The organism is Allobosea lupini (genome assembly GCF_900109525.1).
In the GTDB taxonomy this organism is placed as follows: Bacteria; Pseudomonadota; Alphaproteobacteria; order Rhizobiales; family Beijerinckiaceae; genus Allobosea; species Allobosea lupini.
This window is the reverse complement of record NZ_FOAN01000010.1, coordinates 192,067-219,038: the sequence shown is the minus strand read 5'-3', so window position 1 is coordinate 219,038 and position 26,972 is coordinate 192,067. Positions and strand designations below refer to the sequence as shown.

At 67.1% G+C, this 26,972-nt stretch carries 28 protein-coding genes; 11 read left to right on the top strand and 17 right to left on the bottom strand.

Annotated elements, in window-relative coordinates:
- The coding region (locus tag BMZ21_RS25305; RefSeq protein ID WP_143079803.1) for a GTP-binding protein at positions 1-417 on the bottom strand (417 nt) is incomplete at its 3' end.
- 199 nt (positions 418-616) lie between these two features.
- On the opposite strand from BMZ21_RS25305, the gene BMZ21_RS25300 reads away from it, so the two are divergent.
- Complete coding sequence (locus tag BMZ21_RS25300) at positions 617-928, top strand: Rdx family protein (protein ID WP_091841311.1); 312 nt, start codon at positions 617-619, stop codon at positions 926-928.
- Between the two features lie 153 nt (positions 929-1,081).
- Here BMZ21_RS25300 and cysE read toward each other — a convergent pair whose 3' ends face one another.
- Together cysE and BMZ21_RS25290 are read right to left on the bottom strand one after the other, a co-directional pair.
- The gene (cysE, locus tag BMZ21_RS25295; protein WP_091841308.1) at positions 1,082-1,930 is read right to left on the bottom strand and encodes a serine O-acetyltransferase; all 849 of its coding nucleotides are present in this window, start codon (positions 1,928-1,930) and stop codon (positions 1,082-1,084) included.
- A 173-nt stretch (positions 1,931-2,103) separates the two neighbouring features.
- Entirely contained in the window at positions 2,104-2,871 is a 768-nt protein-coding gene (locus tag BMZ21_RS25290; RefSeq protein WP_091841305.1) for an alpha/beta fold hydrolase, read from the bottom strand.
- A gap of 257 nt (positions 2,872-3,128) precedes the next feature.
- Between BMZ21_RS25290 and BMZ21_RS25285 the strand changes: the two genes are divergently transcribed.
- The 4 genes from BMZ21_RS25285 to BMZ21_RS25270 all read left to right on the top strand — a co-directional run bounded on the left by BMZ21_RS25285 (position 3,129) and on the right by BMZ21_RS25270 (position 6,154).
- Positions 3,129-4,103: an acetyltransferase domain-containing protein gene (locus BMZ21_RS25285; RefSeq protein ID WP_091841303.1), complete on the top strand. Its 975-nt coding sequence runs from the start codon at positions 3,129-3,131 to the stop codon at positions 4,101-4,103.
- Positions 4,104-4,263: 160 nt separating this feature from the next.
- The gene (locus tag BMZ21_RS25280; RefSeq protein WP_091841300.1) at positions 4,264-4,518 is read left to right on the top strand and encodes a zinc-finger domain-containing protein; all 255 of its coding nucleotides are present in this window, start codon (positions 4,264-4,266) and stop codon (positions 4,516-4,518) included.
- A 36-nt stretch (positions 4,519-4,554) separates the two neighbouring features.
- Entirely contained in the window at positions 4,555-5,751 is a 1,197-nt protein-coding gene (locus BMZ21_RS25275; protein ID WP_091841297.1) for an FAD-dependent monooxygenase, read from the top strand.
- A gap of 91 nt (positions 5,752-5,842) precedes the next feature.
- Positions 5,843-6,154 (top strand): hypothetical protein, encoded by a 312-nt coding sequence (locus BMZ21_RS25270; protein ID WP_091841294.1) that lies wholly within the window; start codon positions 5,843-5,845, stop codon positions 6,152-6,154.
- On the opposite strand, the gene BMZ21_RS25265 is transcribed toward BMZ21_RS25270, so the two are convergent.
- The 4 genes from BMZ21_RS25265 to BMZ21_RS25250 form a co-directional block, all read right to left on the bottom strand.
- The gene (locus tag BMZ21_RS25265; protein WP_091841292.1) at positions 6,151-6,783 is read right to left on the bottom strand and encodes a pyridoxamine 5'-phosphate oxidase family protein; all 633 of its coding nucleotides are present in this window, start codon (positions 6,781-6,783) and stop codon (positions 6,151-6,153) included. The genes BMZ21_RS25270 and BMZ21_RS25265 overlap by 4 nt on opposite strands.
- Positions 6,784-6,879: 96 nt before the next feature.
- Entirely contained in the window at positions 6,880-8,277 is a 1,398-nt protein-coding gene (gene chrA / locus BMZ21_RS25260) for a chromate efflux transporter (RefSeq protein WP_091841290.1), read from the bottom strand.
- Between the two features lie 10 nt (positions 8,278-8,287).
- Positions 8,288-9,106, bottom strand: a complete 819-nt coding sequence (locus BMZ21_RS25255) for a chromate resistance protein ChrB domain-containing protein (protein WP_091841287.1) — start codon at positions 9,104-9,106, stop codon at positions 8,288-8,290.
- A 328-nt stretch (positions 9,107-9,434) separates the two neighbouring features.
- A complete protein-coding gene (locus tag BMZ21_RS25250; protein WP_091841284.1) occupies positions 9,435-10,712 on the bottom strand; it encodes a hemolysin family protein in 1,278 nt (425 codons plus the stop codon).
- A gap of 93 nt (positions 10,713-10,805) precedes the next feature.
- Between BMZ21_RS25250 and BMZ21_RS25245 the strand changes: the two genes are divergently transcribed.
- On the top strand, positions 10,806-11,429 hold the full coding sequence (locus BMZ21_RS25245) for a DUF938 domain-containing protein (protein ID WP_091841281.1): 624 nt from the start codon (positions 10,806-10,808) through the stop codon (positions 11,427-11,429).
- Between the two features lie 148 nt (positions 11,430-11,577).
- On the opposite strand, the gene BMZ21_RS25240 is transcribed toward BMZ21_RS25245, so the two are convergent.
- From BMZ21_RS25240 to dps, 6 genes are all read right to left on the bottom strand, one after another.
- Entirely contained in the window at positions 11,578-12,252 is a 675-nt protein-coding gene (locus BMZ21_RS25240) for an SH3 domain-containing protein (protein WP_091841279.1), read from the bottom strand.
- The gene (locus BMZ21_RS25235) at positions 12,239-13,183 is read right to left on the bottom strand and encodes a hypothetical protein (protein ID WP_091841277.1); all 945 of its coding nucleotides are present in this window, start codon (positions 13,181-13,183) and stop codon (positions 12,239-12,241) included. The genes BMZ21_RS25240 and BMZ21_RS25235 overlap by 14 nt, the downstream gene beginning before the upstream one ends.
- A 147-nt stretch (positions 13,184-13,330) precedes the next feature.
- Entirely contained in the window at positions 13,331-13,912 is a 582-nt protein-coding gene (locus BMZ21_RS25230) for a YqaA family protein (protein WP_091841274.1), read from the bottom strand.
- 171 nt (positions 13,913-14,083) lie between these two features.
- Positions 14,084-15,712, bottom strand: coding sequence for an alkaline phosphatase D family protein (locus BMZ21_RS25225; RefSeq protein WP_091841271.1), 1,629 nt, complete (start codon positions 15,710-15,712; stop codon positions 14,084-14,086).
- 69 nt (positions 15,713-15,781) lie between these two features.
- Positions 15,782-18,610 (bottom strand): valine--tRNA ligase, encoded by a 2,829-nt coding sequence (locus BMZ21_RS25220; protein ID WP_091841268.1) that lies wholly within the window; start codon positions 18,608-18,610, stop codon positions 15,782-15,784.
- 135 nt (positions 18,611-18,745) lie between these two features.
- Positions 18,746-19,225, bottom strand: a complete 480-nt coding sequence (gene dps, locus BMZ21_RS25215; protein ID WP_091841266.1) for a DNA starvation/stationary phase protection protein Dps — start codon at positions 19,223-19,225, stop codon at positions 18,746-18,748.
- A 131-nt stretch (positions 19,226-19,356) separates the two neighbouring features.
- On the opposite strand from dps, the gene BMZ21_RS25210 reads away from it, so the two are divergent.
- Together BMZ21_RS25210 and BMZ21_RS25205 are read left to right on the top strand one after the other, a co-directional pair.
- On the top strand, positions 19,357-19,842 hold the full coding sequence (locus BMZ21_RS25210; RefSeq protein WP_091841263.1) for a pyridoxamine 5'-phosphate oxidase family protein: 486 nt from the start codon (positions 19,357-19,359) through the stop codon (positions 19,840-19,842).
- 10 nt (positions 19,843-19,852) lie between these two features.
- Entirely contained in the window at positions 19,853-20,068 is a 216-nt protein-coding gene (locus BMZ21_RS25205) for a hypothetical protein (protein WP_091841260.1), read from the top strand.
- A 182-nt stretch (positions 20,069-20,250) separates the two neighbouring features.
- On the opposite strand, the gene BMZ21_RS31025 is transcribed toward BMZ21_RS25205, so the two are convergent.
- The 4 genes from BMZ21_RS31025 to BMZ21_RS25185 all read right to left on the bottom strand — a co-directional run bounded on the left by BMZ21_RS31025 (position 20,251) and on the right by BMZ21_RS25185 (position 24,658).
- On the bottom strand, positions 20,251-20,829 hold the full coding sequence (locus BMZ21_RS31025) for a PopZ family protein (protein WP_091841367.1): 579 nt from the start codon (positions 20,827-20,829) through the stop codon (positions 20,251-20,253).
- A gap of 300 nt (positions 20,830-21,129) precedes the next feature.
- Positions 21,130-22,521 (bottom strand): TolC family outer membrane protein, encoded by a 1,392-nt coding sequence (locus tag BMZ21_RS25195; RefSeq protein WP_244544000.1) that lies wholly within the window; start codon positions 22,519-22,521, stop codon positions 21,130-21,132.
- A gap of 240 nt (positions 22,522-22,761) precedes the next feature.
- A complete protein-coding gene (locus tag BMZ21_RS25190; RefSeq protein ID WP_091841257.1) occupies positions 22,762-23,403 on the bottom strand; it encodes a protein-L-isoaspartate O-methyltransferase family protein in 642 nt (213 codons plus the stop codon).
- 130 nt (positions 23,404-23,533) lie between these two features.
- Positions 23,534-24,658: a helix-turn-helix transcriptional regulator gene (locus BMZ21_RS25185; protein ID WP_091841254.1), complete on the bottom strand. Its 1,125-nt coding sequence runs from the start codon at positions 24,656-24,658 to the stop codon at positions 23,534-23,536.
- Between the two features lie 351 nt (positions 24,659-25,009).
- On the opposite strand from BMZ21_RS25185, the gene BMZ21_RS25180 reads away from it, so the two are divergent.
- The 3 genes from BMZ21_RS25180 (at position 25,010) to BMZ21_RS25170 (ending at position 26,805) form a co-directional block, all read left to right on the top strand.
- Positions 25,010-25,321 (top strand): hypothetical protein, encoded by a 312-nt coding sequence (locus BMZ21_RS25180; protein ID WP_091841251.1) that lies wholly within the window; start codon positions 25,010-25,012, stop codon positions 25,319-25,321.
- Positions 25,322-25,457: 136 nt separating this feature from the next.
- Positions 25,458-26,048 carry an acyloxyacyl hydrolase gene (locus tag BMZ21_RS25175; RefSeq protein ID WP_091841248.1) on the top strand — a complete coding sequence of 197 codons (591 nt, stop codon included), beginning with the start codon at positions 25,458-25,460 and terminating at the stop codon, positions 26,046-26,048.
- A 247-nt stretch (positions 26,049-26,295) separates the two neighbouring features.
- On the top strand, positions 26,296-26,805 hold the full coding sequence (locus BMZ21_RS25170; protein ID WP_091841245.1) for a hypothetical protein: 510 nt from the start codon (positions 26,296-26,298) through the stop codon (positions 26,803-26,805).
- Positions 26,806-26,972 lie beyond the last annotated feature (167 nt).

The following is a 26,972-nucleotide window of genomic DNA, read 5'->3' as shown; positions in this document are numbered from 1 at the left end:
ATCCACCTTGTTCATGAACACCACCAGCGCGGGAACGCCGACCTGGCGCGCCAGCAGGATGTGCTCGCGGGTCTGCGGCATCGGGCCGTCGGCAGCCGACACAACCAGGATCGCGCCGTCCATCTGCGCCGCGCCCGTGATCATGTTCTTCACATAGTCGGCGTGCCCGGGGCAGTCGACGTGCGCATAGTGACGGGCCGGCGTCTCGTACTCGACGTGAGCCGTCGAGATCGTGATGCCGCGCGCCTTCTCCTCAGGCGCCTTGTCGATCTGGTCATACGCCGTGAACGACGCGCCGCCAGACTCAGCCAGAACCTTCGTGATCGCAGCCGTCAACGACGTCTTGCCATGGTCAACGTGACCAATCGTTCCAATGTTGCAGTGCGGCTTCGTCCGAGCAAACTTCTCTTTGGCCATGACACCTTAGTTCCTGACGACGCCCGCGCAGGGCCGGAAAACGCGGTCGCATTAGGGGGTTTTGGGGCAGGATGCAAGCCAAAGGCAAAGTATCGCGCCAGAGCGTCGCCCGCGCGGGCCGCTTGCCCTGGCGATGCCATGGCGGCAGAAGCGTTTTCGAACCCGCCGGCCCTCGCCCGGCACCGCTTCGGAGTGGACTATGACCGAACCCCAGCCCGGCCCACGCATCGCCATCACCTATTGCAGCATGTGCAACTGGCTGCTCCGTTCAGCCTGGATGGCGCAGGAGCTGCTCCAGACCTTCGGCCAGGACCTCGGCGAGGTCGTGCTGATCCCGCGCACCGGCGGCATCTTCCAGATCCACTACAATGGCGATCTGATCTGGGATCGCACCGTCGATGGCGGCTTCCCGGATGTGAAGCAGCTCAAGCAGCGCGTGCGCGACCGGCTCGATCCCGAGCGCGATCTCGGCCATCTCGACGACCACAAGAAGAAACTCGTGCAGGGCTGAGGGGCCCCGCCTGCAGCCCTCATCCTGAGGAGCCGCGCAGCGGAGTCTCGAAGGATGCTTCAGGAAGCTCCGGAAACAGCTGGACCATCCTTCGAGACGCGGACTGACGTCCGCTCCTCAGGATGAGGGCTGGAATAGAGTTTCGGCGCGGCCTCAGATGCCGCCGCCGCAATCGCCGGCCAGGATCTGGTCCATCGAGCGCGAGGGCTCGGCGCAGCCGGCCTCGCCCACCACCTTGGCCGGCACGCCGGCGACCGTGGTGTTGCGCGGCACCGCCGCGAGCACGACCGAACCGGCGGCGACGCGGGCGCATTGCCCGACCTCGATGTTCCCGAGGATCTTGGCGCCGGCGCCGATCAGCACGCCCTTGCGGATCTTGGGATGGCGGTCGCCGCCCTGCTTGCCGGTGCCGCCCAGCGTCACGTCCTGCAGCATCGAGACATTGTCCTCGATCACCGTTGTCTCGCCGACAACGAGGCCGGTGGCGTGGTCGAGGAAGATGCCCTTGCCGATCTTGGCAGCCGGGTTGATGTCGGTCTGGAACACTTCCGACGAGCGGCTCTGCAGATAGAGCGCGAAGTCGCGCCGGTCCTGCCGCCACAGCCAATGCGCCAGGCGGTGCGTCTGCAGCGCGTGGAAACCCTTGAAATAGAGCACCGGCTCGATCAGCCGGTAGCAGGCGGGATCGCGGTCGAGCACGGCGAGCACGTCGGCGCGGATGCCCTGCCCGATCTCGGGATCGGCGTCGATCGCCTCGTCGAAGGCCTGCGCGATCAGCTCTGCCGGCACGGCGCCATGGCCGAGCCGCGCCGCGATGCGATGGGCGACCGCGGCCTCGAAGCTCGGCTGGTTCGAGATCGTCGCCAGGACGAAGCTCGCCATCGCCGGCTCGCTCGCGATCGCCAGCTCGGCTTCGTTGCGCAGGCGGGACCAGACGGGATCGACACGGTCGAGGCCGGTGGCTGGATCGCGGATCTCGATATTCGGGCGCCCGGATGGCATGGCGTTCTCCGCTACGGTTCGCTCGTAGATCAATCTGGTGCGATCAGCTCGCGCCAGAGCACGTGGTGCCGCCTTCTAGCTGAATCAAGCCGCAAAGAACAAGAATCGATTTGCGAGGCAAGTGTCGCAAGCCATTGGCGTAGAATAATATTCTACCTGAGGAGAACGTTGTTCTACGGTCGGCGAGCCAGGAACTCGACGACTGCCTGCTTGTGCGTACGATCGCCCACCGCGAGATTATGATCACGCCCCTCGATGGCGAAGCTTTGCGCGCCCGGGATCAGCGCCGCCAGCTCCGGGCCGGAGCCTGAGACGTCGTCCTTCGTGCCGACGCTGACCAGGGTCGGCACCGCGATATGGCCGACCTCCTCCTTGCTCAGCGTCTGGCGCGTGCCGCGTATGCACGCCGCGAGGGCCCGCAGATCGCTGCCGGTGTTCTCGGCGAAGGCGCGGAACATGCGCTGCATCGGATCGGTCAGGTCGGCGAGCGAAGGCGCCTCCATCGCGTCGGCGATGCCGAGCGGCAGCCCGACACCCTCGACCAGATGGATGCCGAGCCCCCCCAGCAGCAGCGAGCGCACGCGCTTGGGATGGGCGAGCGTCAGGTGCGAGGAGATCCGCGCCCCCATCGAATAGCCCATGATGTCGGCGCGCTCGATCGAGAGATGGTCCATCAGCCGGCGCGCATCCTCGGCCATGATGTTGGAATGGTAGGCCTCGGGATCGTAGAGCTTCTGGCTGCGGCCATGGCCACGATTGTCGTAGAGCACGACGCGCCGGCCGGCATGGGTCAGCGTCTTCGTCCACTGCGTGTTGACCCAGTTCACCGCATGGCTCGAAGCGAAGCCATGGATCAGCACGATCGGATCGCCGGTGCCTTCGCCGGTCGGGGCGAGGTCGAGATAGGCGATCTGCACGCCGTCGGAATCGAATGTCTGCATCGGCCCTGCCGCCAAGCTTGCTTTGATCGTCGGGTTGGTCTGCCATGGCGGCGCGGCTTTGGGTAGCATCCTCTCACCTGGGCGCTGGTCGTCCCGGGCGACCGGAGGGAGACCCGGGACCCATTCCGGACCCTCTATCGGAAAGGCTCCGGAATGGATCCCGAATCTCCGCTTCGCTACGTCCGGGATGACTCGCGCAAGTTGATGAGGAAGGGCCGCCCCTTCCCGCGACGCCGCGCGCCGCTTATGACGAGACCATGAGCGAGCAAGCCCAATCCTCGGCCGGCGGCCGTATCGAACTGGTCGATCTGGCCCGCGGCATCGCGTTGCTCGCGATGTTCGTCTACCACTTCGCCTATGATCTCTCCTATTTCCGGCTGATCCGGGTCGATGTCGTCAGCGACCCGGCCTGGCGCGCCTTCGCCCGGTTGATCGCCGGTTCCTTCCTAGTGATCGTCGGCTTCAGCCTGGTCCTGGCGACACAAAAGGGCTTCGACCGCGGCAATTATCTGCGCCGCGTCGCACTCATCGCCTGTGCCGCGATCCTCGTCACCTCCGCCACCTGGTTCGCGCTGCCGGATGTCTTCATCTTCTTCGGCATCCTGCATCACATCGCGCTGGCGAGCGTGCTGGCCCTGCCCTTCCTGTTCCTGCCGACGCTGGTCATCGCCATCACGGCAGTCATCGTGTTCGCCCTGCCCTTCATCCTGGGTCACAACGTCTTCACCCAGGACTGGCTCTCCTTCCTCGGCTTCGGCCCCTGGCCGCTCACTGCCGATTTCGTCCCGGTCTTCCCCTGGTTCGGCTGCGTGCTCGCCGGCATGGTGCTGGCGCGGACAGCTCCGCCGAAAGCGCCGGGCAGCTTCTGGGCGAACTGGCGGGCGACGTCCGCCCCCGCCAAGGTCATCGTCCTCGGCGGCCGCAACAGCCTCTTCGTCTACCTCGTCCACCAGCCGCTCTTCATCGGCGCGCTGTTCCTGTTCATGCAGGCGACCGGCCAAGTGGCCACGCAGAAGCTTCCGGATGCCGAGGCCGCGCCGTTCCTGACCGCCTGCCAGCGCTCCTGCACCGGTACCGGCACGCCGAAGGAGATCTGCGAGCGCGTCTGCGGCTGCTCGATGGACGGGCTCAAGCAGGCGAATCTCTGGGTCAAGGCGCTCGCCGATGCGCTCAGTCCGGCGGAAACCGAGCAGGCGCGCGGGATCGGCCAAAGCTGCGCCCGCCAACCCTGATCGCCTCGCCGCGCGCAGCGGCGACAGGTCACGGCAGCAGCGATGTCGGTCTGCTTCACGCGCGCTGGCGCAGCCCGCGGCGAACGATTATGGTGCACGCGCGCTGGCGCAGCCCGCGGCGAACGATTATGGTGCCGCCGAATTTGCAAGGACGAGAACCATGGCCGATCACGGCACCCCGCATTTCCACAATGATCCCGGCGTCGCCGTGATCCATGTCGGCGCGCGCGAGTTCATGTGCATCGGCGCCAAGCCGCCCTTCGACCACCCGCATGTCTTCCTCGACATGGGTTCCGACGACGAGATCGTCTGCCCCTATTGCTCGACGCTGTTCAAATACGAGCCGTCGGTCGGCCATGGCCACAGCAAGCCGGCCGAGTGCGAATACCACGACACCCCCGCCAAGGCGGCGTGAGGATATCCTGCCGGGGGCGCGGCAGGACATGACATCGTGGCCACTCTCCCGATCCTCATCGCGGGCGCCGGCATCGGCGGCTTGACCGCCGCGATCGCGCTTGCCCGCCGCGGCATTCCCGTCGCGATCGCCGAAAAGCGCACCCGTTTCGACGAGGCCGGCGCCGGCATCCAGGTCTCGCCCAATGCCGGGCGCGTGCTCGAATCGCTCGATCTCGGCCTGGCGCTGCGCCGCGCCGCGATTCGGCCCGAGGCGCTGGCGATCGGCCATTGGGGCGGCGGCAAGCCGCTGCTCGCCATGCCCTTCGCGCCGCCGGTCGAAGGCGCGACGCCCTCGCGCTCCCTGAAGCGGGCCGATCTGCATCAGCTCCTGCTCGATTCGGCCAGAACCCTGCCGAACATCCGCTGGATCATCGGCCGCGGCCTCGTCGATGCGCATGAGACCGAGGAAGGCGTATCCGTCACGCTCGGCAGCGAAAGCGGTGGAACCGAGACGGTCGAGGCCATGGCCCTGATCGGCGCCGACGGGCTCTGGTCGCGCGCCCGCGCCCTCGTCGGCGATGCGGGCGAGCCCGGCTTCACCGGCTGGGAGGCCTGGCGCTCGCTGATCCCGGCGGAAGGCTTGCCCGACGCGCTGCGCCGCCCGGCGGTGGCGCTGCATCTCGGCCCGGCCCGCCATGCGGTGCACTACCCTGTCTCCGGCGGCAAGGAGATCAACCTCGTCCTGATTCGCGCGGCGCGCGAGGCACGGCCCGGCTGGTCGCGCGAGGGCGACGCCTCGCAGTTGACCGAGATCGCCCGCACTGCCGGCCCTGGCCTGCGCGACCTGATCGAGCGCGCGCCGAACTGGCGGATCTGGTCGCTCTACGACCGCGCGCCCGCAAGGATGTCGAAGGGCCGCATCGCTTTGCTCGGCGACGCCGCCCATCCGATCCTGCCCTTCCTGGCCCAGGGCGCGGCGCTCGCCATCGAGGACGCTGCCGTGCTGGCGCATGAGCTTGCGATGCGGCTGGCGCGCGAAGGATCAGCCGCGGTACCGGCGGCGCTGGCAGCCTATGCCGAGGCGCGGACCGAACGTGCCACGCGGGTCCAGCAGGCCAGCCGCAAGAACGGCGAGGCCTATCATCTCGGCCGGCCCTGGAGCTTCGCCCGCGACTTCGCCATGCGCCGCATGGGTCCAGACGGCATGCGCAAGCGCCACGCCTGGATCTATGACTGGCGCACGCCGTCCTGACGAAATCGTCATCGCCCGGGCACGGCCGATCTCGTCAACGCCGCATTCGCTTCCTAGATTACCGGTGGGTGACACGAAACGAAACGAGCCAATGATCCGTATCGACCTCAACAACGCCGCCAGCGCCCGCCTGGTCCGCTTGCCCCGCTGGGCGAGCTGGCTGGTCATGGCCGGTGCCTTTGTCGTCGGCGTGCTGATTTTCCTGGTCGCGGCCAGCCTGGCACTGATCCTCGTGCCGCTCGTCATCGCCGGCGGTGCCTTCGCCGCCTGGCAGATGCGCCGCCGTATGCGCGCGGCCGGCATCGATCCGCAGAACCCATTCGAGCGCAGGCGGCCCGAGACGGCGCGTGGCGAGATCGTCGACGCCGAATACCGGGTGATCGAGCCGGGCGAACGCCGTTAAGCGCCGGCGCGGGCCCCAAGTTCGGCCCGCAGCCGGGCATTCTCCGCCTCCAGCTCTTCCAGACGCTGCCGCACCGGCGCGAGCGCCGGCGCCAATTCGGCCTCGCTGAAGCGCGGCGTGATGTGCTGCGGGCAGTTCCAGTCAAAGGCCTCGACCTTGATGGTGACGCCGCGCTCCGGCACGGCGCGATAGCCCGGCACGATCAGGCGCTGCGCCAGCTCCGGCTCGGCGGCGAGATCGTGAAAGCTGGCCCGGCCGAAGATCTTCAATCGCGCCCGATGGCCGTAGTCCATCAGGAACAGGCAGAGCCGGTCATCGGCCGATAGGTTGCCGAGGCTGAGATATTGCCGGTTGCCGCGCAGGTCGGCGAAGCCGAGCGTCGTCTCGTCGAGCACGCGCAGAAAGCCCTCCGGACCGCCGCGATGCTGCAGATAGGGCCAGCCCGTCTCCGACACGCTCGCCAGGTAGAAGGAGTCGCGCGCCGCGATGAAACCGGCCTCGGCCTCACCGAGCCGGTCATGATGCGGCTCGCCCGCCTCCTGCCTTGCATAGCTGCGCCGGCTGCCCTGTGCTTCCTGGGCAGCCTTCACGGCCGGTGTCGTCGCGATCTCTAGGAAACGGTGGGTCATCTCGGGTGCCTCCGCCGGTCGAGATGACCATTTCAGCGATGGATCGCAATCACCGCTGCGGGCAGTTCAGAATTCCAACCTGCGCAACAGTCCCGATCACGCCGTCAGCCGCACCAGCACAGCGCCCGCTGCCGCACTGGCCGCCAGCACCGGCACCATGCCGAGCTTGAAGCGAAGCAGCGCGATCATCGCGAAAGCCGCCAGCAGCGCCGCCCGCCAGTCGAGCGAAGCCAAAACCGGCAAATCCGGCGCGAGCGGGCCGATCACGACCGGCCGCACGGCCTTGAACAGCACATGCAGGCCGAACCAGAGCGCGAGATTGGCGATGACGCCGACGACAGCGGCGGTGATCGCCGTCAGCGCCGCCGAGAGTGCCTTGTTACCGCGCAGCGCCTCGATGTAGGGCGCGCCGAGGAAAATCCAGAGGAAGCAGGGCGCGAAGGTCACCCAGACCGTCAGCAGGCCGCCCAGGCTGCCGGCGACCAGTGGGTCGAGCCCGCCATGCCCGCGCCAGGCGGCGAGGAAGCCGGTGAACTGCAGCACCAGGATCAGCGGCCCCGGTGTCGTCTCGGCCAGACCGAGCCCGTCGACCATCTCGCCGGCGACGAGCCAGCCATAGGTCTCGACCGCCGCCTGCGCGACATAGGCGAGCACGGCATAGGCGCCGCCGAAGGTGACGACCGCCATGGCGCTGAAGAAGGCGCCGATCTGGGTGAAGACATTGCCGCCGCCGAGCAGCACCCAGAGCAGCGCGACCGGCCCGAGCCAGAGCGGCAACCAGAGCGCCAGCACCCGCAGCGCCCTCCCCGCCGAGGGCTCGGTATGGGTGAGCTCGCCGCGCTCGAACATCAGGTCGACCACGCCCTTGAACTCCGGCGCGCCGTCCTTGCCGGCATGGCCACCGCCACCGAACAGGGCCGGCGCCCAGCGGTTGCCCAGCCAGCCGACGAGCCCGGCGCCGAAGATCACCAGCGGGAAAGGCGCCTTGAGCAGGAAGAGCGCCAGGAAGGCGGCGATCGCGATCACGATCATCGCCCGGTTTTTCAGCGCCCGCTTGCTGATCCTCAGGCCGGCCTCGATGACGATGGCGAGCACCGCCGCCTTGACGCCGAAGAAGAGCGCATCGACCAGCGGCACCTGGCGATAGAGCACATAGAGCAGCGAGAGGCCCCACATCACCAGCGCGCCCGGCAGGATGAAGAGCAGGCCGGCGATCAGCCCGCCGACCGTGCGGTGCATCAGCCAGCCGATATAGGTGGCGAGCTGCTGCGCCTCGGGGCCCGGCAGCAGCATGCAGTAGTTGAGCGCATGCAGGAAACGGCGCTCGCCGATCCAGCGGCGCTCGTCGACCAGTTCCTTGTGCATCAGCGCGATTTGCCCGGCCGGCCCGCCGAAGGAGAGCAGGCCGATCTTGAGCCAGACCCGCGTCGCCTCGGTGAGGGTCGGAGTGGCGGGGGCGGCCATCGCCGCCCCTTCATTCGTCACAGTCGTCATCGCCCGGTCCTCAGATCTTTGCCGGCGCGGACGGCCAGTTATGGGTTTCGTCGCCCGCGTCGCGGCACCAGCGATAGAAGGCGTCGTAGAGCAGCATGCCGGCCTCGAGCTGTGCCAGATCGTCGCGATACATCCGTGACAGGCCGAGCGACGCCGCGAGGAAGCCGGCCGCTTGCGGCACGAGATCGAGCCGCGCGGTATCGGCCGCCCGCACGATCATGGCGAGCTGGTCGAGCGCCGGCGACGACAGCCCGAACTGCTCGATCATCGTGTCGAAGCTGCAGCGCTCGCCGCGATGGCTCCAGAACACGCCGTCGATATCGAAGGGCGTCGCCCCGAAGCGGTCGGCGACATCCGCGACTTCCGAGGCCGAGACGAACAGGAAGACGGCGTGAGGATCGACGAAGCGGCGGATCAGCCAGGGACAGGCGATGCGGTCGACCTTCGGCCGTGCCCGCGTCACCCAGAGCGTGCGCCCGGCTGCATCCCGCTGCGGCAGCTTGCCGGTCTCGACCAGCAGCCCGCCCGCCTCGCGCCAGGCCTCGAAGCCCCCCGCGAGATTCTCCGCCGCGACGCCCTCATGCCTCAGCCAGGCGGCGACGCCCTCGCTGAGCTTCTGCCCGCGCTGGCAGATGACGACGACCTTGCGGCCGGCATAGGCCGAGGCCCAGGCGGCAACGTCGCGATGGCTGCGCCGTTCGCTCGCCGGCAGCAGGCGCGGATCGGCGGCGACGTCCTCGTCGATGCGGACATCGACCAGCACGGGTACATCGGGCAGGCCGACGAGCCGGGACAATTGCGCAGGCGTGATCTGGATGTTGGAAGACATGAGCGTCCATCCTTGAGCAAGGAGTGTGGACGCGATCCTTGGGCTGACGCCTCACGGGGCGGTCGCGATAAGCCCCTGCGGGAAGTTTAGATCACTGCATTGAGATAGGGTCAACAATCGCTCGCTTCCCTCTTGCTAAAATAAACGCGGGTCGTCCCGGGCGACCGGAGGGAGACCCGGGACCCATTCCGGAACCTTTATCGGATAGGCTCCGGAACGGATCCCGGATCGGCGCCGCTCCGCGGCTTGTCCGGGATGACACCGTGATGAATGTCGGAGCCCAACCTCGTTTCGGCTGGCCGCTCAGGATGAGGATTACGAGAGCTTCTCAATCCACCCGGCTGACCAGCAGCTTGTCGATCCGCCGGCCGTCGAGATCGACCACCTCGAAGCGCCAATGGCCTTTTTCGAAGCTCTCGCCGACATTCGGCAGCCGGTTCATCTCGGCCAGCACGAAGCCGGCAACGGTCTGGTAGTCGGCGTCGCGCGGCACATGGATGCCGAGCTCGTGCGAGAACTCGTCGACCTGCATCCAGCCGGCGACCAGGAAGGAGCCGTCGGCACGCGGGACGATCGCCGGCTCGTCGGCCTCGTCCTCCTGGAAGGCGCCGGTGATCGCCTCGAGCACATCGCTCGAGGTGATGATCCCCTCGAAATGGCCGTATTCGTCGAAGACCAGCGCGAGATGGACATTCGACGCGCGAATGGCGCGCAGCACGTCGAGCGCCCCGCTGGTGTCGAGCACCACCGGGGCCTCATGCACGAGGCTGCGCAGGTCGCGGCCATCACCGTCCGAGAGCGCGTCGAACATGTCCTTGACAGTGACGACGCCGATGATCGCGTCGGCCTCCCCGTCCTGCACCGGCAGGCGCGAGCGCTTGGTGGCCCGGACCTGGGCCTTGATCTCGTCGGTCGCATCGGCAAGGTCGATCACCTCGACCTCGCGCCGCGGCGTCATCAATGCGCGGGCCGAGCGGTCGGCAAAGCGCATGACCCCGGAGATCATCTCGCGCTCGTCGCGCTCCAGCACGCCGGCATTCTCGGCTTCGGCGATGATGGTGCGGACCTCCTCCTCGGTCACCGTCTCCTCCGGCTCGCCCTTCTGGCCGAGCAGCGCCAGCACCAGCTTGCCCGACGTGTCGAGCAACCAGACCAGTGGCGAGGCAACCTTGGCCAGCACCACCATCGCCGGCGCGACGCGCGCGGCGACGCGCTCGGCATCGCGCAAGGCGATCTGCTTGGGCACCAGCTCGCCGATGATCAGCGAGAGATAGGTGATGAGGACGACGACGGTGCCGACGCCGAGTGCATCGGCAGCCGTACTCGAGAATCCGTGCGTTCCGAGCCATTCCGACAGGCGCGCACCAAGCGTTGCGCCCGAGAAGGCGCCGGACAGCACGCCGACCAGCGTGATGCCGATCTGCACGGTCGAGAGGAAGCGGCCCGGATTCTCGGCGAGCCGGATCGCCTTCGCGGCGCCTTTGCTGCCTTGATCGCTCAGGACTTTCAGCCGTGCCGGGCGGGATGAGACGACCGCAAGCTCCGACATGGCAAGCACACCGTTGATGACGGTGAGGACGATGACGACCAGAATCTCCGTTAACAAAACCAGCTCGGGTGCTGCAGGACCGCGCTCGCTATCGGCCTGCTTCTTTGCCGCTTATAACGCATTGACGGCCGAACGCGATGGGAGAAGACGATGCCCCAGGACGATCTCCATCACCGTGATCCCCGCCAGCTGGCCCCGGCGACGCAGCGCAACCGCGAGCCGATCCTTGCCGTGCTCCGCCAAGTGCTTCCGCATCAAGGGCTCGTGCTGGAGGTCGCCAGCGGCTCCGGCGAGCATGCCGTCCATTTCGCCGGCGCTTTTCCGGACCTGAGCTTCCAGCCGAGCGACCCCGATCCGGCTGCGCTGGCCAGCATCGATGCCTGGGCGCGCACAAGCACCCTGCCGAACCTGCGCCCGGCCATCCGGCTCGATACGATGGCGCCACGTTGGCCGGTCACGCAGGCGGATGCGATCTTGTGCATCAACATGATCCATATCTCGCCCTGGGCCGCCACCGAGGGGCTGATTCGGCACGCGGCGGAACTGCTGCCGGCAGGGGGGCCGCTCTATCTCTACGGTCCCTATCGCCAGCACGACGTGCCACTGGCGGCGAGCAACGCCGTCTTCGACGACAGCCTGCGCCGGCGCAATCCGAAATGGGGCCTGCGCGAGCTGGAAGCCGTCGCCGAACTCGCGCGAGCCGCCGGCTTCGGCGAGCCGCAGGTGACGCCGATGCCGGCGAACAATCTCAGCGTGGTGTTCCGGAAGCTTTAGCGGGAAAAAGTTAGTGCGAAGTGGCGCGACCTTTCCGTCATGCTCGCCCTTGTGGCGAGCATCCACGTCTTCGACACCACAAGCGATCAGTGATGTGAAGACGTGGATGGTCGGGACAAGCCCGACCATGACGCGGAAAGGTCGCGCGTCAGCCGCCGTCGCAGCTGGTTTCCTGCGTCGCGCAGATCCGGTCGACCCAGGCGCGGAAGCGGCCGGCCTCGGCCCCTGCCTTAGCCGCCGGCTTGATCTCAAGCCCCGACAGGGCCTCGCTATCCGCCGGCAAGCCGTACTCGACCAGCACCCATTTGCCGCTGCAGCCGAGAAGGCGGCCGTTCTGGACGAAGGTGTCGCCGTCGAAGCTCAGCCCGTCCTGGCCGGAGAGGACAGCCGGCGCCTTGGTGTCCGGGCGCAGCCGGCCGGCGGCAGCCTGCGACTTCGCCGTCAGCTTGCGCCCGCTGACCCAGCCCGAACCCTTGAACATCGGCCGGGGCGGCGCGTCGGTCAGCATCTCATTGTCGCGCGCCTTGGCGATCCTGAACCAGCCATTGGCCCCGGCCGAAACCTCGACCTCGACCATGGCGCGCACCGGCGGATCGTCGCCGCTGAGCTTCACCGGCGGCAGCGTGCCGACCACCTTGTGATTGGTGCCCGGGCCGGCGCGGACGTTCAGCCCCGCCGGGTCGGTCTCGCTGACGAAGGCGCCGAAGGAGCAGGCGACCTGCCCGGCCGGCGCCGGCATGACGCCCTCCGACTGCGCCCGCACGGCAGGAACGGCGAGCAGGACGATGGCCAGGCCGGCGGCAAGGGCTTCAGGACGCAGCATTGACCAGCACGTAGTAGAAGGCGCCGGGGGTCCCGACCGCCTTGAGGAAGGTCGGGTAGCGATTCTTCGGGATGGTCTGGCAGCCGGCCGACCAGGTGTTGGGCTCCAGCACATTGTCCGCCCCGCCGCGGTGAATGTACATGCTGGTCCCAGCCCCCGACGGGTCGATCCGGCTCTTATCGTCCTGCGTGAAGCGCCCGTCGCCGTCGGTGTCGCGCTCGGCGACCTGCGTGCTCTTCACCTGGAAGGCGCGGTCGCCCAGGAAGCCGCCCTTCTTCTCGAAATACTGGTAGGTGCCCTCGGTCAGGCGCCCGGCATCCTTGATGCCGTCCTTGTTGATGTCGACGCCGTCGGCCTTGCTGAACTTGACGCCCTTGTAGCGCGCATCGCCGCCGCTGGCGCGCTGCGAGTACTGGGCGCCCGGCTCGGTGCAGATCGGGAAGCTCGCGAGCTCGCGAAAGCGCCCGGTCCGGCGCATCACCACGACGAGGTCGTCATAGGAGCCCTTGCCGCGATTGGCGATCGTGCTGCTTTCCTTGCGCAATGCCAGCAGGACGAGGCGGCCGAACCTCTGGTCGAAGCGCGCATCGGTCGAGCCGAAGCGCCAGAAGATCGCCGAATAGGAATCGAATTCCTGCTTCGGCGTGCGGAACTGCGGGCGCTCGGCGGAGGGGCGTCGGAAGCGGGTGTCGAGGACCTCGCCATGGAAGTCGCGCCAGTCGCGCAGGCCGCGCAGCCGCGTCTCTGCGGCCGGGCTGAGATGGGCCTCGACCACCCGCCAGAAGAAATCCTTCAGGCCGGGCGGCACCGCTTCGACGATGTCGCGCCAGCGCGAGAAGGCGATGACCTTGTCCTGCCGCAGGCAACGGTCGAACTGCCGGGCGAAATTGGCGAAATCGAGTTCGGCGAGATCCGGGCGGCGGGCGCTCATGCCTCGCCATCCGATCGTTGGAGTGGGCGCATCGAACCCTCCAGCGCTGCATCGTTCAGGGCGACCATAAGGCATCGCCGCCCGAAGGTCAGGCGGCGAGCAGCCAGTCGATCAGCGCTTGCGGAGGTCTGAGGGCTTTTTGTCCGCTCAGAGCACCATCGGCAGCACGAAGAAGCCGCCGACGACGACCACCACCAGCGCCAGCGCCGTCATCGGCAGGTGCTTCTCGATGAAGATGCGGATGTCGTCGCCGTAATAGCGCAGCGCCACCGCAATCATCGCGAAGAAGGTGACGCGCGAGATCACCATGCCGACGGTGAACTTCCAGATGTCGAAATGCAGGAAGCCGGACATGATCGTGACGATCTTGAACGGGATCGGGGTCAGGCCCTTGGTCAGCAGCACCCAGAACCAGTAGTCCTGCGAGGTGTGGATCAGGTGGGCCGCCTTCTCCTGCAGGCCGTAGATGCCGATCAGCCAGGCGCCGACCGATTCATAGAGCAGCGCCCCGATCGCATAGCCGAGATAGCCGCCGGTGACGGCGCCGAGCGAGCAAACGCCGGCATAGACCCAGGCGCGGTCGGGCCGCGCGATGCACATCGGGATCAGCAACGGGAGCGGTGGCAGCGGGCTCACCGAACTTTCGACGAAGGTGATGGCGAAGAGCAGCCAGGGCGCGGCAGGGTGAGACGCGTAGGAAACGCACCAGTCGTAAGCACGCTTGAGCATGTAGGGGAAACCGTTCCTGGGTTCTCGCGCCGGTTGCAGGGCTGCCCTGCGTCCCATGCATTAATTCAATTGTCGCGGTCAGGCCACTAATCTCTTGGGCTAGAGTCAATATGACGACAGGTTCATGGCGTCGCAGAGGCATGATGGTTGCCGCGCCTCGCAAGCGGTTCACTAAGCCGGCCTCATACCCGGCTGCCCCGCCTCGACAACGAAGCTCGCCCGGGTCGAAACCGCAGCGCCGGCCACTGTGACCTTGTCGAGAACGCGGTAATCCGCCTGCCAGCGATCCTTCGACAGGCTGTGGCGCATATAGCCGCGCTGGTTGTTGAAAAAGCCGATATGCGGGTTCTTCTTCAGCCCCGCCTGCCCCGCCTTGGTCATGTCGGCGCCATCACCGCCCGAGGTGATCGAGGTCGACACGAACTCGACGCCGAGCGTCTTCGATCTCGGATCATCGAAATCGGCCTTGAGCTCGCCCGCCCAGTTCTGGTGGATGTCGCCGGTCAGCACCACGGCATTGCCGATCCGGGCGCTTTCCAGCGTGTCGAACAACCGCTTGCGGGCTGCGATCGCGCCGTCCCACTTGTCCATGCTGTAGCCGGTCTTCTCCGGGTCCGGATCGCGGTCGTGGCGCATGAGCATGACCTGCTGCGCCAGAACGTTCCAACGCGCCTGTGAGGCGCGCAGGCCTTCTCCGAGCCAGGCCTCCTGCTTCTCGCCGAGCATGGTGTTCTCGGGCTTCAGCGCGTCGGCGCAGGCTGCGTGCGAGCCGTCGCCGCAAGGCTGGTCGCTGCGGAACTGGCGGGTGTCGAGCACGTCCATCTGGGCGAGATCGCCAAACTGGAAGCGACGATAGGCCTGGATCCACGGCCCGTTCGGCAGCGAGGTCCGGCGCAGCGGCATGTGCTCGTACCAGGCCTGGAAGCCGGCGGCGCGGCGCAGCGCGAAGATCTCCGGCGGGATGTTCTCCTCCGAGACCATCCCGGCGAAGTTGTTGTCGACCTCGTGGTCGTCGAACGAGACGATCCAGGGCGCCGAGGCATGGGCGAGCTGGAGATCGGGGTCCATCTTGTAGATGGCGTAGCGCTGGCGATAGTCGGCGAGCGCGTAGATCTCGTCGGGTTCGCCCGGCATCACCCGTGCCACCGGCAGCGGCCGCTCGTTCGGCCTCACCATGCGGTACTCGTAGATGTAGTCGCCATAGTGGAAGACGAAGTCGAAGCGCTCGTCGGCGACATGGCGGAAGGCGGTGAATAAGCCGTCCTCGTAGCGCTGGCAGCCGAGCACGCCGAAATTGACGCGCTCGAGGCTCGCGCCGGCAGCCGGCAGCGTCCGGGCGCGGCCGATCATGGTCCGCTCGCCGCCGCAGCTGAAGCGGTAGAAATAGTCGCGATTGGGTTGGAGTCCGGCGATCTCGACATGGACCGCATGCCCGAGCTCGGGCCGCGCCAGTGCCGTACCGCGCTGGACATTGCCGCGCATATTGGCTTCGGTCGCAATCTCATAGGCGACCTCGACCGCCTTCATCGGCATGCCGCCATTGCGGGCGAGCGGCAGCGGCGCCAGCCTGGTCCAGATCACGAACCCATCGGCGGAAGGGTCGCCCGAGGCAATGCCGAGCCCGAACGGATAGGCAGCGAAGACCGGATTGGCCCAGACGCGCTGGTCGATGACGCCACCGCTCGTCAGCAGGAGGCCGGAGGCCGCGAGCCCGGTCAGGAAGCGCCGCCGCGACGGCGTGCCGGCCTCGGTCAGGAAATCATCGACGCTGAACTGACCGAAGGCGTTGCGGCGGAACATGGCAGGGCTCCAGGCTCGTTGCCTGGAACCCTACCAAGTTTCGCCTGACGCGCACGTGACAGAAGCGGATCAGGCGAGCCGTTCCAGTGCCTCCGCGATCTTGAGCTTGCGCGCTTCCGCCGCTGCCTTGCGCTCACGGTTCTCCTCGACGATCTCCTCCGGCGCGCGCGCCATGAAGTCGGGATTGCCGAGCTTCCTCTCGACCGCGGCGATATCCTGGTCGAGCTTGGCAAGCTCCTTGTTGAGACGCCCGCGCTCGGCGTCGAGATCGATGATCCCGGCCAGCGGCAGCGCCGCGACCTCGCCGCGCACGATGATCTGCGCCGACTGGCCGGGCGCCTCATCGGCGAACTCGATCGCGGAAAGCCGCGCCAGCCGCTCGATCATCGGCGCCCAGGCCTCGACCGCGGCCTTCGTCGCGGCGCTCGCCTTGACCAGCACCAGCGGCACCTGCGTCCCACCCGGCACATTGGTCTCCGAGCGGATCGAGCGGATGTCTGAGATGAGATCGACGACGAAGCCGATCTCGGCCTCGGCCGTCTCGTCGACCAGCGCCGACAACTCCGGCCAGCGCGTCAGGCAGACCAGACCCGCCTCCCCGGCCGGCACTGCACGCGCCGCACCGGCATGGGCCTTCTGCGCCCAGAGCTCCTCGGTCAGGAACGGCATGAACGGGTGCAGCAGCTGGCAGATCAGGTCGATGACATGCGCCACCGTCGCCTGCGTCTCCGCCCGCGCCGCAGTGCCGGCCGCGTCCAGTTCCTCGGCCTGCAGCACCGGCTTCGACAGTTCGAGATACCAGTCGCAGAACTGGCCCCAGACGAAGCGATAGGCCGCATCGGCCGCCTCGTTGAACTTGAAGCTCTCGATGCCGGCGGCGACCGTCTCGGCCGTCCGGGCCGCCTCGGACAGGATCCAGCGGTTCAGCGGCAGCGTCACCGTCGCCGGGTCGAAGCCCTCCGCCCGCAGGCAGCCATTGATCTCGGCGAAGCGGGCCGCGTTCCAGATCTTGGTCGCGAAATTGCGGTAGCCCTCGACGCGCGAGGTCGCCAGCTTGATGTCGCGCCCCTGCGCCGCCATCGCGGCGAAGGTGAAGCGCAGCGCATCCGCGCCATAGGTGTCGATGAGCACCAGCGGGTCGATGACGTTGCCTTTCGACTTCGACATCTTCGCGCCCTTCTCGTCGCGAACCATCGCGTGGAGATAGACGTCGCGGAACGGCACCTCGTCCATGAAATTGAGGCCCATCATCATCATCCGGGCGACCCAGAAGAAGATGATGTCGAAGCCGGTGACCAGGGTGGCAGTCGGATAGTAGCGCTTGAGCTCCGGCGTCTCCTCCGGCCAGCCCAGCGTCGAGAACGGCCACAGCGCCGACGAGAACCAGGTGTCGAGCACGTCGTCGTCGCGCTTGAGCTCGACCGGCCCGCCATAATGGCTAAGCGCCAGCGCCTGCGCCGCTGCCTCCGACTCGGCGACGAAGCATTCGCCGTCCGGCCCGTACCAGGCCGGGATCTGGTGGCCCCACCAGAGCTGGCGCGAGACGCACCAGGGCTCGATGTTCTCAAGCCAGTCATTGTAGGTCTTGGTCCAGCTTTCCGGCGTGATCCGGGTCTTGCCGTCCCTGACCGCAGCGAGCGCGCGCTGCGCCAGCGGCTGGACGTCGACATACCACTGGTCGGTCAGCCAGGGTTCGATCACAACGTCCGAGCGGTCGCCATGCGGCACCGTGTGGGTGTTCGGCTCGACCTTGCGCAGCAGGCCGCGCGCCTCCATCAGCCCGACCACGGCCTTGCGCGCCGCGAAGCGGTCCAGACCGTGCAGCGCCAGCGTCTCGGCTTCGGGCGCAGCGCCTTCCAGGAAGTCGGCATTGTCCTGAATCAGGATGCGAGCTTCCCCGTCCAGGATATTGACGACCCTCAGCGAATTGCGCTTGCCGACGTCGAAGTCGTTGAAGTCGTGCGCCGGGGTGATCTTGACCGCGCCGGTGCCCTTCTCCGGATCGGCATAGTCGTCGCCGAAGATCGGGATGACGCGGCCGACCAGCGGCAGGACGGCGTTCTTGCCGATCAGCCCCTTGAGCTTGTCGTTCTCCGGATGCACCGCGACGCCGGTGTCGCCCAGCATCGTCTCCGGCCGGGTCGTCGCGACAGTGATGTAGGTCGCAGGATTCTCCGGATCGTAGGCGGCGCCCGCGATCGGATAGTCGAAATAGTAGAGATGGCCGTTCGGGTCCTTGGCCAGCGCCTTCTCCAGCTTGCCGGCGTCGAACGCCTCCTCGCCGCCGCGTTGCCACTTGAACGAGCCGGTCTTCTCGAGCTGCAGCACCTCGATGTCGGAGATCGCCGTCTGGAATTTCGGATCCCAGTTCACCAGCCGCTTGGCGCGGTAGATCAGCCCCTGCTTGTGCAGGCCGACGAAGACCTTGAGGACGGCGGCCGAGAGCCCCTCGTCCATGGTGAAGCGCTCGCGCGACCAGTCGCAGGAGGCGCCGAGGCGCTTGAGCTGGTTGACGATCGTCCCGCCCGACTCCTCCTTCCACTTCCAGACCTCGGCCAGGAAGGCCTCGCGACCCATGGTCCGACGATCGGTCTTGTTCTCGGCCGCGAGCTTGCGCTCGACCACCATCTGCGTCGCGATGCCGGCATGGTCGGTGCCGGGCTGCCAGAGCACGTCCTTGCCGCGCAGGCGCTCGAAGCGGCAAAGGAGGTCCTGCAGCGTGTTGTTGAGCGCATGGCCCATATGCAGCGAGCCGGTGACGTTCGGAGGCGGGATCACGATGCAATAGGGCTCGGCCCCGGGCGCAGCGCCGCGACCCGCCTTGAAGGCGTCCGCCTCCTCCCAGGCCTTGTTGATGCGCGCCTCGACGGAGGCCGGCTCGAATGTCTTGTCCATCATCGCTCTGCTCGAACGCCAAACGGCCGGGGAACCTGCCCCGGCCGCGAAAACGAAAGCCAAAAAGGTCTGCGGTCTTAAGAGCGCACCGACGGGCGTCCCGTCAACGATTTCGATGCATGGCGGCCTTGTCGGTGTTCAGGCGGCGCTCGATTGCAGGAACCACAGCGCCTTGTCGAGGCTCTGCGAGTAGGCGGTGAGCAGATCGGCGGTGCCGGCATCCCCCGCCTCGTCGGTCTTGTCGATCGCATCGCGAACGCTGTTCGCCGCGCCGGCGTAGCGCTCGATCAGCGCATCGAGATGATCCTTCACGGAAAGGATGTCCGTCGGATAGGGCTTCAGGCTACTGCCGGACGCCACCGTCTGGGTCGTGCCAAGGGCGGTGCCGCCCAGCTGGGCCACGCGCTCGGCGACGGTGTCGACATGCTCGTCCAGTTCCTTGCGAAAGCCGTCGAGCATCAGATGCACGCCGATGAAGCCAGGCCCCTTCAGGTTCCAGTGCGCCTGCTTGGTGGCGAGCGCCAGATCGATGCCGTCCTGCAGGCGCTCGTTGAGAATGGCGATCACTTCGTTCTTGGCGTTCGACGGCATGTCGATCCGCGAGGCGGGCTTCTTCATTGGGGGACACTCCAGACGAGGCGCGCGCTTTGGCGCCGCATGCCCTCTCGAACGCGGATCCTGCCCAAGCGTTCCGCGGGAACAGACCGGCCCGACGCCAGTTGGGCATAGAACCATGTAAGGAGGCCCCGATGACCAGGAAGACCGACCAGGACCGCGCCTGGGAGCTGATCGAGGAGATCGGCCTGTGCATGCTCGTCAGCCATGACGGCAATGGCGACCAGCTGCGCGCCCGCCCGATGAGCGCCCACGCCCACCGCGACGAGGATGCGATCTATTTCCTCACCGATCTGCGCTCCCACAAGGACGACGAGATCGAGATCAACGAGAATGTCTGCCTCTGCTTCGGCGACAACGGATCGTACAAATATGTCTCCGTCACCGGCACGGGCAACCTGCTGGATGACCGCGATCGCGTGGCCGAGCTCTGGTCGCCGGCGGCCCGCGCCTTTTGGGAGAGCAAGGACGATCCCAACATTCGCGTCCTCAAGGTGCGGCCCACCTTGGCTGAATTCTGGGACAGTCCTGGCAAGATCGTGACGTCGGTCAAGATGGCGGCCGCGGCGATCACCGGCTCGCGGCCCGATCTCGGCAGCAACCGCAAAGTCCTGCTCTGAGGGGGCGACAATGAGACTTCTCGTTCACCTGGTCGGCGCCTGGGTCGCGTCGGAAGCGGCGTCCGGCCGCTACCCCCGTCCCCTGTCGCTCGGCATGCAGCTTCTGGTCTCGCGGCTCGGCCCTCAGACCGCGCTGATGGCGCTCGCCGGCTACGCTATCCAGAGTCTCAACGAAGGCGGGGCCTTCGGGCCGCGCCGGGCACCCGTCCGGAAAGGGCGCCGCTAGATCATCGCACGTCTGATCCGACGCGATCACGATGATCTATCACGTCGTTATCGCGTCGGATTTTCGAACGAAGCGGCACCGGCTCGCGTGAAGCGGCACCGGCTCGCGTGAAGAAACTCCGATAAAGCAAAGACCGGGAGAATTGCAGTGCTTCGGAGAGGCGCGGCAATTCTCAAGAAGCCTCAGCGTCGCCCGCCGCGGGCGACGCGCTCGATCTCCGCACGCACCAGCCGCTCGACCATGGCCGGCAGGTTGTCGTCGAGCCAGGTCTTGAGCATCGGCTTGAGCATGTCCTTGACCAGATCCTCCAGCGTGCGCGCATTGTTGCTGAGCACGGTGTTGGCGAGCGCGCCGAAGGCGTTGTGCACGGCTGCGCCGGTCTGGTCGGAAATCAGCGCTGCCATGTCCATCGGCGGTGCCGGCTGCTGCTGGAACGGCGGCTGCTGGATCGGCGGCGGCACGAAGGCCTGGGGCTGAGGCGGCTCCGGTTCGGGCTCGGGCAATGCCGCTGCCTGCGGCTCGACGAAGTCGATGTCGTCCGCAGCTGCCGCAACCGGCTCGTCAACCGGCTCTTCGACGATGCGCTCGGCCTCGGCACCGAGGTCGAGCACGTCGTCCTCGATCAGCTCCGGCTCTGGTTCGGGTTCCGGCTCGGGCTGCGGCGCCAGTGCGACCGGCTCCGGAGCAGCTTCCTCCGGCGGCGCGGCAGGCTTCTCGTCATCGGCGATGATCCGCCGGATGGAGGCGAGAATCTCCTCCATCGAAGGTTCATTGGCCTTGGGCTGCGCGCTCATGCTGATTCCGGTCACTCGACGCAAGAGACGCCTCAGGAATCAGTGCGCCCCGCTGCATGAGTATTTCATCGGAAAACCGGCAGGCAAGGCGCCTGAAGGCCGGCCCACAGGAGAAATCCGGAGTGTTGCTCCGGCGCTGCGCCGCGCCGGCTTCAGAGCATGATCGAGCGAAGCGGATACCGGACGCGCGGGGAAGGTTACGGCGCTGCAAAGCGCGGAAGCATGTCCGCGTTTCGAAGACGCGCGGACATGCTCGAGCGCGCCGGCTCAGCGTCCGTCCGGCGTCTGCGTGCCCCAGAGCAGGCCCCTGACCTGATCATAGTGCTTGCGCGCATCGTAGTGCTCGGCCCTGAGCTTCAACGTTTCGGACGAAAGCTTGCCGATCGCGGAGAGGACGGCGTAGGACGCCACGACCCGGTCGCGCTGTGCCGTGACCAGCGTCGAGCGGGCGCTGACCAGTTCCTGCTGGGCGTTCAGCACGTCGAGCGTGGTGCGCTGGCCGACCTTGGCCTCTTCGCGCACGCCGGCGAGTGCAGTCTCGGCAGCCTGCACCTGTGCCTGCGCGGCGGTGATCTGCGCCTTGGCCGCATCATGCGCGCCCCAGGCCGAGACGACGGCGGCACGCACCGTGTCGCGCGAGGTGTCGACCTCGATCCGGCGCTGCCCGGCCGTCTCCTTGGCCTGCCGGGTGCGCGAATAGACCTGCCCGCCCTCATAGATCGGGATCGTCAGGGTCGCGACCGCGCTGGCCGAGGTGCGGTTGTCGCCGAAGAACTGGTTGTCGTAGCGCTGCGTCACCAGACCGCGTACGCCAACCGTGGGACCGAGATCCGCCTCGGTGACCTTGACCTGCAGCTCTGCCGCATCGACGCCGTGCAGCGCCGCGATGATCGCCGGATGCGCCTGCAAGGCGCCGTTCAGCGCGGCCGGCAGCGACTTCGGCAGCAGGTTCTCGACCGGACGGCCGGGCGCGAGCTGCCTGGGCTCGGTACCGACATTCTGGCGGAAGCGCGCGATCGAGGTCTTGAGATTGGATTCGGCCAGGATCGCCTGCGACTGCGCCGAGGACAGGCGCGCCTCGGCCTGGGCCACGTCGGTACGTGTCACCTCGCCGACCTGGAAGCGATCCCTGGTCTGACGCAGCTGCTCCTCCAGAACCTCGACGTTGTTCCGGTTGAGGTTGAGGATCGCCGTGTCGCGCAGCACGTTCATATAGGACGTCGCCGCGTCGAGCAGGACGTTCTGTTCCGTGTTGCGCAGCGTCGCGCGCGCCGCCAGCACCTGCGATTCGGCCTGGCTGACGGAGCTGCGGGTCTTGCCGCTGTCGAAAATGTTCTGGTCGATCTGGACGCCGGCGCCACGTGGGTTGAGGCGGGAGAGATTGCGGCTGTGCGTGCTGCTCTGTGCGCCGGCCGGCGTGTCGCTCTCGGTGATGCTGGCGCCGATATCGGCGGATGCGGTGATGCGCGGCCGGTAACCGGAGAGCGCCTGCGGCACGTTCTCGTTGGTGGCGCGCACTGCGGCGCGCTGTGCGTTCAGCGTCGGATTGGACGCATAGGCACGCCCCAGCGCCGCTTCCATCGTCTGCGCCAGCGCCGGCGAGCCCGTCACGGCTCCCAGCATGCCGGCGAGCAGCAGCCGGCTCGCGGTCTTCTTCAAGGTCGGTCGCGTTACAATCACTGGACGCCTCTTGTGCGGACTCTAGTCACGCCCAGGCATCGCCCCAGCCTCGGCACTCGATTTAAAATCATAAGCTTCGCAGCCCGTCTCGCCAATGATGCGAGAGGAACCGGCCGCTTTTCAATTCGCAACTGCCGCAAAAATGCGACACTCCCGCCGGGATTAGTACCGACGGGCTAGCCCTTCTGGGGAAAACCGGCCTCGAGGCCGGCCTTGCCTTCACAGCGCGAACACCTCAGCCTTGCGGAACTCGCGAAGAATCGGCGCTGCCGCGTCGAAGACCGGCCTGCCGGAGAGCGATTCGCCCACCTTGCGGTGGAGCATGACGCGCGCCGCGCGCCCCACTCCTTCGACGACGATCAGCCGTCCGTCCTGGCGGACATGACGGAAGAGCGCCTCTGGCTGCGTCTCGCAGGCACCGCTGACCAGCACCGCGTCGAACTGCCTGTGCTCCGGCAGCTTCGCGAGCAGTTCGACAGCCGGCACGCCAGGCTGCGCGAAAGCGGCGCGCGCCAGTGCCAGGGCAGCCTCGTCCGGCTCCAGCAGCGTCGTCTTGGCGCCCATCGCCGCCATCAGCGCCGCGCCATAGCCCGAGCCACCGCCGTATTCGAGGGCTTCCTCGCCAGGCTGCAGGTCGAGCACCTGGATCATCCGCGCCGTCACCATCGGCGCCGGCAAGGCCCGGCTCGTCCCCGGCAGCGGCTCCTGACGGTCGAGATAGGCCAGATGCGAGAGTTCGCCCGGCAGGAATGCCTCGCGCGGCACCGTGTCGGCCGCGGCGAGCACGGCCCGATCGGTCACGTCATAGGTGCGCAACTGGCAATCGACCATCATGCGCCGCAGTTCGGCGAAGCTGCTCATGCTCAAATCTCCGGAGGAAGGCGCCCGAACGAACGCCTCGACCCTGCCCGCGGGTTTTGGGCGAGGCGGCGGCAAAAGGCAAGTCGCCGCGGTAGCGCAAGCCGGCCTCAGCCGCGGTGGAGGCCCCGCCCTATGGCCTGCGAAGCGGCAGCTCCGCCGCACGCAGCAGGGCGGCGACCTGACTTTGCTGCCGAGTCCCCGTCTTTGAGAAGACTCGCGCCAGATGGGTGCGCGCCGTCGTCATCCTGATGCCCTGTCCCTGTGCGACCTCGGCCAATGACAGTCCTGAGGCCAGCCCCAGCGCCAGCTTGGCCTCGGCCTCCGTCAGGTCGAACATCTGCCTTGCCGCGATGAGACCGCCGCTGGCCGGCTCGACCGCGCGCGCCACGATCATCACATCGTTCACGCGCCCGGACAGGGCGTAAGCCGGGGACAGCGGCGTCACCGCGAGGGAAATGTCGCGCGCGTCCGGATTGCGCGCCGTCAGCAGCATCTGCCCCCGCATGGCAGTGCGGTCGCCTGCCTCGGTTACCAGATCCTTCAGGCGACCTTGCTCGGAGGGCGCACGCGCATGCAGCTTGCCGCCGCGCAGACCGAGCGGGCTGTCGGGAGTGGCCAGCAACTCTTCGCCAACGGCGTTCGCATAGGCCAGCTGCAGACTACGATCGACGATGATGATGGCGAGCGACAGCTCGTCGAGCGCCCGCCGCGCCATGTCACGCTCGATGCTGAGGCGACCGAGTTGCTGGCGCAGCTGCGTCACGCGCCGCATCACCGGCATCAGTCGCTCGAACAGCGCGATGTCGGCGGCATCGAAGGGCTCTTGCCCGCGCCCACGCTGCACGTCACAAAGCCAGAAGGAGGGACCGGCCTCCAGCACGCGGCTGGCCATCCCGCCATACATGTCCTGCGGCGCCATCCATTCCCGCCAGAAGCGGTTTGAGCGAAGCTCATCACCGAACAGGGCATGATCCCGATAGACGGTCCCTACAGGCACCCCTGCCACTTGAGCGATGAAGGACTGCGCTTCAGTCATCAGTTCGCGGTAGCAGAACGCATCGAGCTCCGGATCGGAATTGTTGGTGATCGAGTCCGCTGGGTGGGTGTCTGGGCCAAAGTGGCCAAGACAAGCCTTCGAGCCGTTGAACAGCTTGCGCACCTGCTCGATCGCGCCGGGCATCTGCTCGAAATCGAGCGCCGCATCCAAAAGTCCATCGACAGCGCTGGTCACCGTGTCGAGATTCGCCCGCGCCATCAAAGTCCTCGGCCAGCCACGCGATTTGCCGGCGTGCCCCGGCCTTCCCCCTCGGCCCGGCATCGTCCGCTACGGCACCGACCACGGAATGCTGGCCGGATAGCAAGGCTAACCTCGCGATCCCGCAAGGAAAAGCCCAAATCTTCCCCAAAGTCATCGGTCTGGCGAGACCTCCCGTCTCGGACCGGCCCCCGCCCCGTCTTCACGTGTCGGCCGCCCATCGCAAGCGCGAAGTCATGGACCTTCGGGGCGTCGATCGTGTCGCCGAGCCAAATCGCCTGCATGATGGTAAGCGACGAACCATCGCCTCGGCCGCGCGTTTGCGTCGGGTGGCGGCATGACCGAGGTGACATGAGTTCTCCAACCGCGCGGCAGGAACTGCGGATCGCCTTCAGGCGGATCGAGGCCGAGCTTCCTCCCCGACTCGCCAGGGCGATGCGCTGGCTACGCCATCCCGATTCACGCCTGATCAGGCTTCCGGCCGGGCTCGCGCTGATGATCGGCGGCGTCTTCTCGTTCCTGCCGATTCTCGGCGCCTGGATGCTGCCGCTCGGCCTGATGCTGCTGGCGGCCGACATACCGCCGCTGCAGCGGCCGATGGCACGTTTCGCCCACTGGTGCCTTGGGTTGCTGGAGCGCGTCAGGCGGCGGCGCCAAAGTTAAGCAGTTGTGTCCGGCCACCGCCGGCGCGGCAAATCGGCAACAGGTGAGCGCAATAGGATCTGCCAGCCTCTACGAGGATTCCCTTGGCCGGAAGCCGCGTTAACCTTCCCTCGGGGGGCTCACCGGGATTCTGCCGATGCGCCATGCGCTCACTTGCCTTGTGGTCTGTCTTTGCCTGCTGACTGGTCTGTCTTTCGACGTCTCCGCCGCGGATTTGGCGAACCCGCTTGCCTACGCTCCGCCGGCCGTCGCTCGATCGCTGGTTTCCGAAATCCGGGGCGGCGTCTTCGCACATGGGCCAGGAACGCGGGAAAGCGGCTCGGTCGACATCAATGGCGAGCTGCTGTTTTCGAAGCCGTTCCAGCCCGCCGATCCGTTGATGGCTTTCCTGGTCCCGCGTCTGCATCTCGGCGGAACGCTGAATACGGCCGGTGACACCAGCCAGCTCTATGCCGGTTTCACCTGGACCTATGACATCACGCGCTCCGTCTTCGTCGAGGGCAGTCTCGGCGGTGCCCTGCACAACGGCGAGACCGGCCGTTTCCCGCGGTTCGACCGCTTGAGCCTCGGCTGCTCGCCGCTCATCCGCGCGACGGGGTCGCTCGGCTACCGTTTAGACGCTAACTGGTCGATCATGGCGACGGTGGAGCATATCTCCAATGCGAACACCTGCCATGCAAACCAGGGTCTGACCAATTACGGCATCCGCATCGGCTATACCTTCTGACAGCAGGCCGAGGCTAAGGAGGCGGGAAGCATGTCACCTCGGCAGGCAAGCCGGCCGCCGCGAGCCGGAGTTTCCCATCTACGCCCGGTCGATCCGGCCAGCCCCATCTGCGAGCGCGCCGGCATCGGCGGACAGCGGCGGGAATAGCCGCAGTGCGAAACGTGCGAAACCGCCTCTGCCGCCCGCAAGCCTCGTTCGACTGCCGATATCGAGGATTCGCGACAGAACCGAACGACGGGGGCCGAGCATGTGGTATGCGCCTGGCGAAGATCCCTACAAGAGCCCGGAGATCAACCGGCAGGATCGCTTCTTCGACGACCTGAACCGGGTCAACGACCAGATCCTCCGCGATCAGGCCCGCATATCCGAGAGCTGGGCCCGGGATATTCGGGCCATCCCCGACAGGGCGCCCGCAGCGTTGCCCGCCTTCGGCTCTCCTGCTCGCAGCGCCTCCTCACGCGCCCGCAAACGGACCACGATACGCAAGCCGCCGACCCGGGCCGAGCGCTGGCAGGCCGCGCTGAAACTGCTGGCGCTCTGCATCGTGGTGGACTGGCTGCTGATCGCCGGTGGCGCCGCCCCCGCCTGGAAGGTCATCGCCTTCACCGCGCTCGCGGTTGGATCGTTCATCGCCGCGGCCTTCGCCCTTGCGGCGCTCGCACGCGCAGTGGAGGCCTTCCTGCGCAGCCGGACAGGCAAGCTCAGCCTGCTCTCGGGCGGGGCCCTGGCGATACTCTATCTCGTCTACGGAGTCTGAGCATCAACGCAGCGCATCTGTCGTCGCCGCAATGGAATTTGGAGGCCTTGGACGAAAGGTGACCTGCGACCTCTCACTCAGGTCGCTTCAATAACGCGATAGTTCGCGTGCCCGAACGCGGCTGCACTTGATGCCTGATTCACGCGAGAGCGGAGAATGAACTTCAA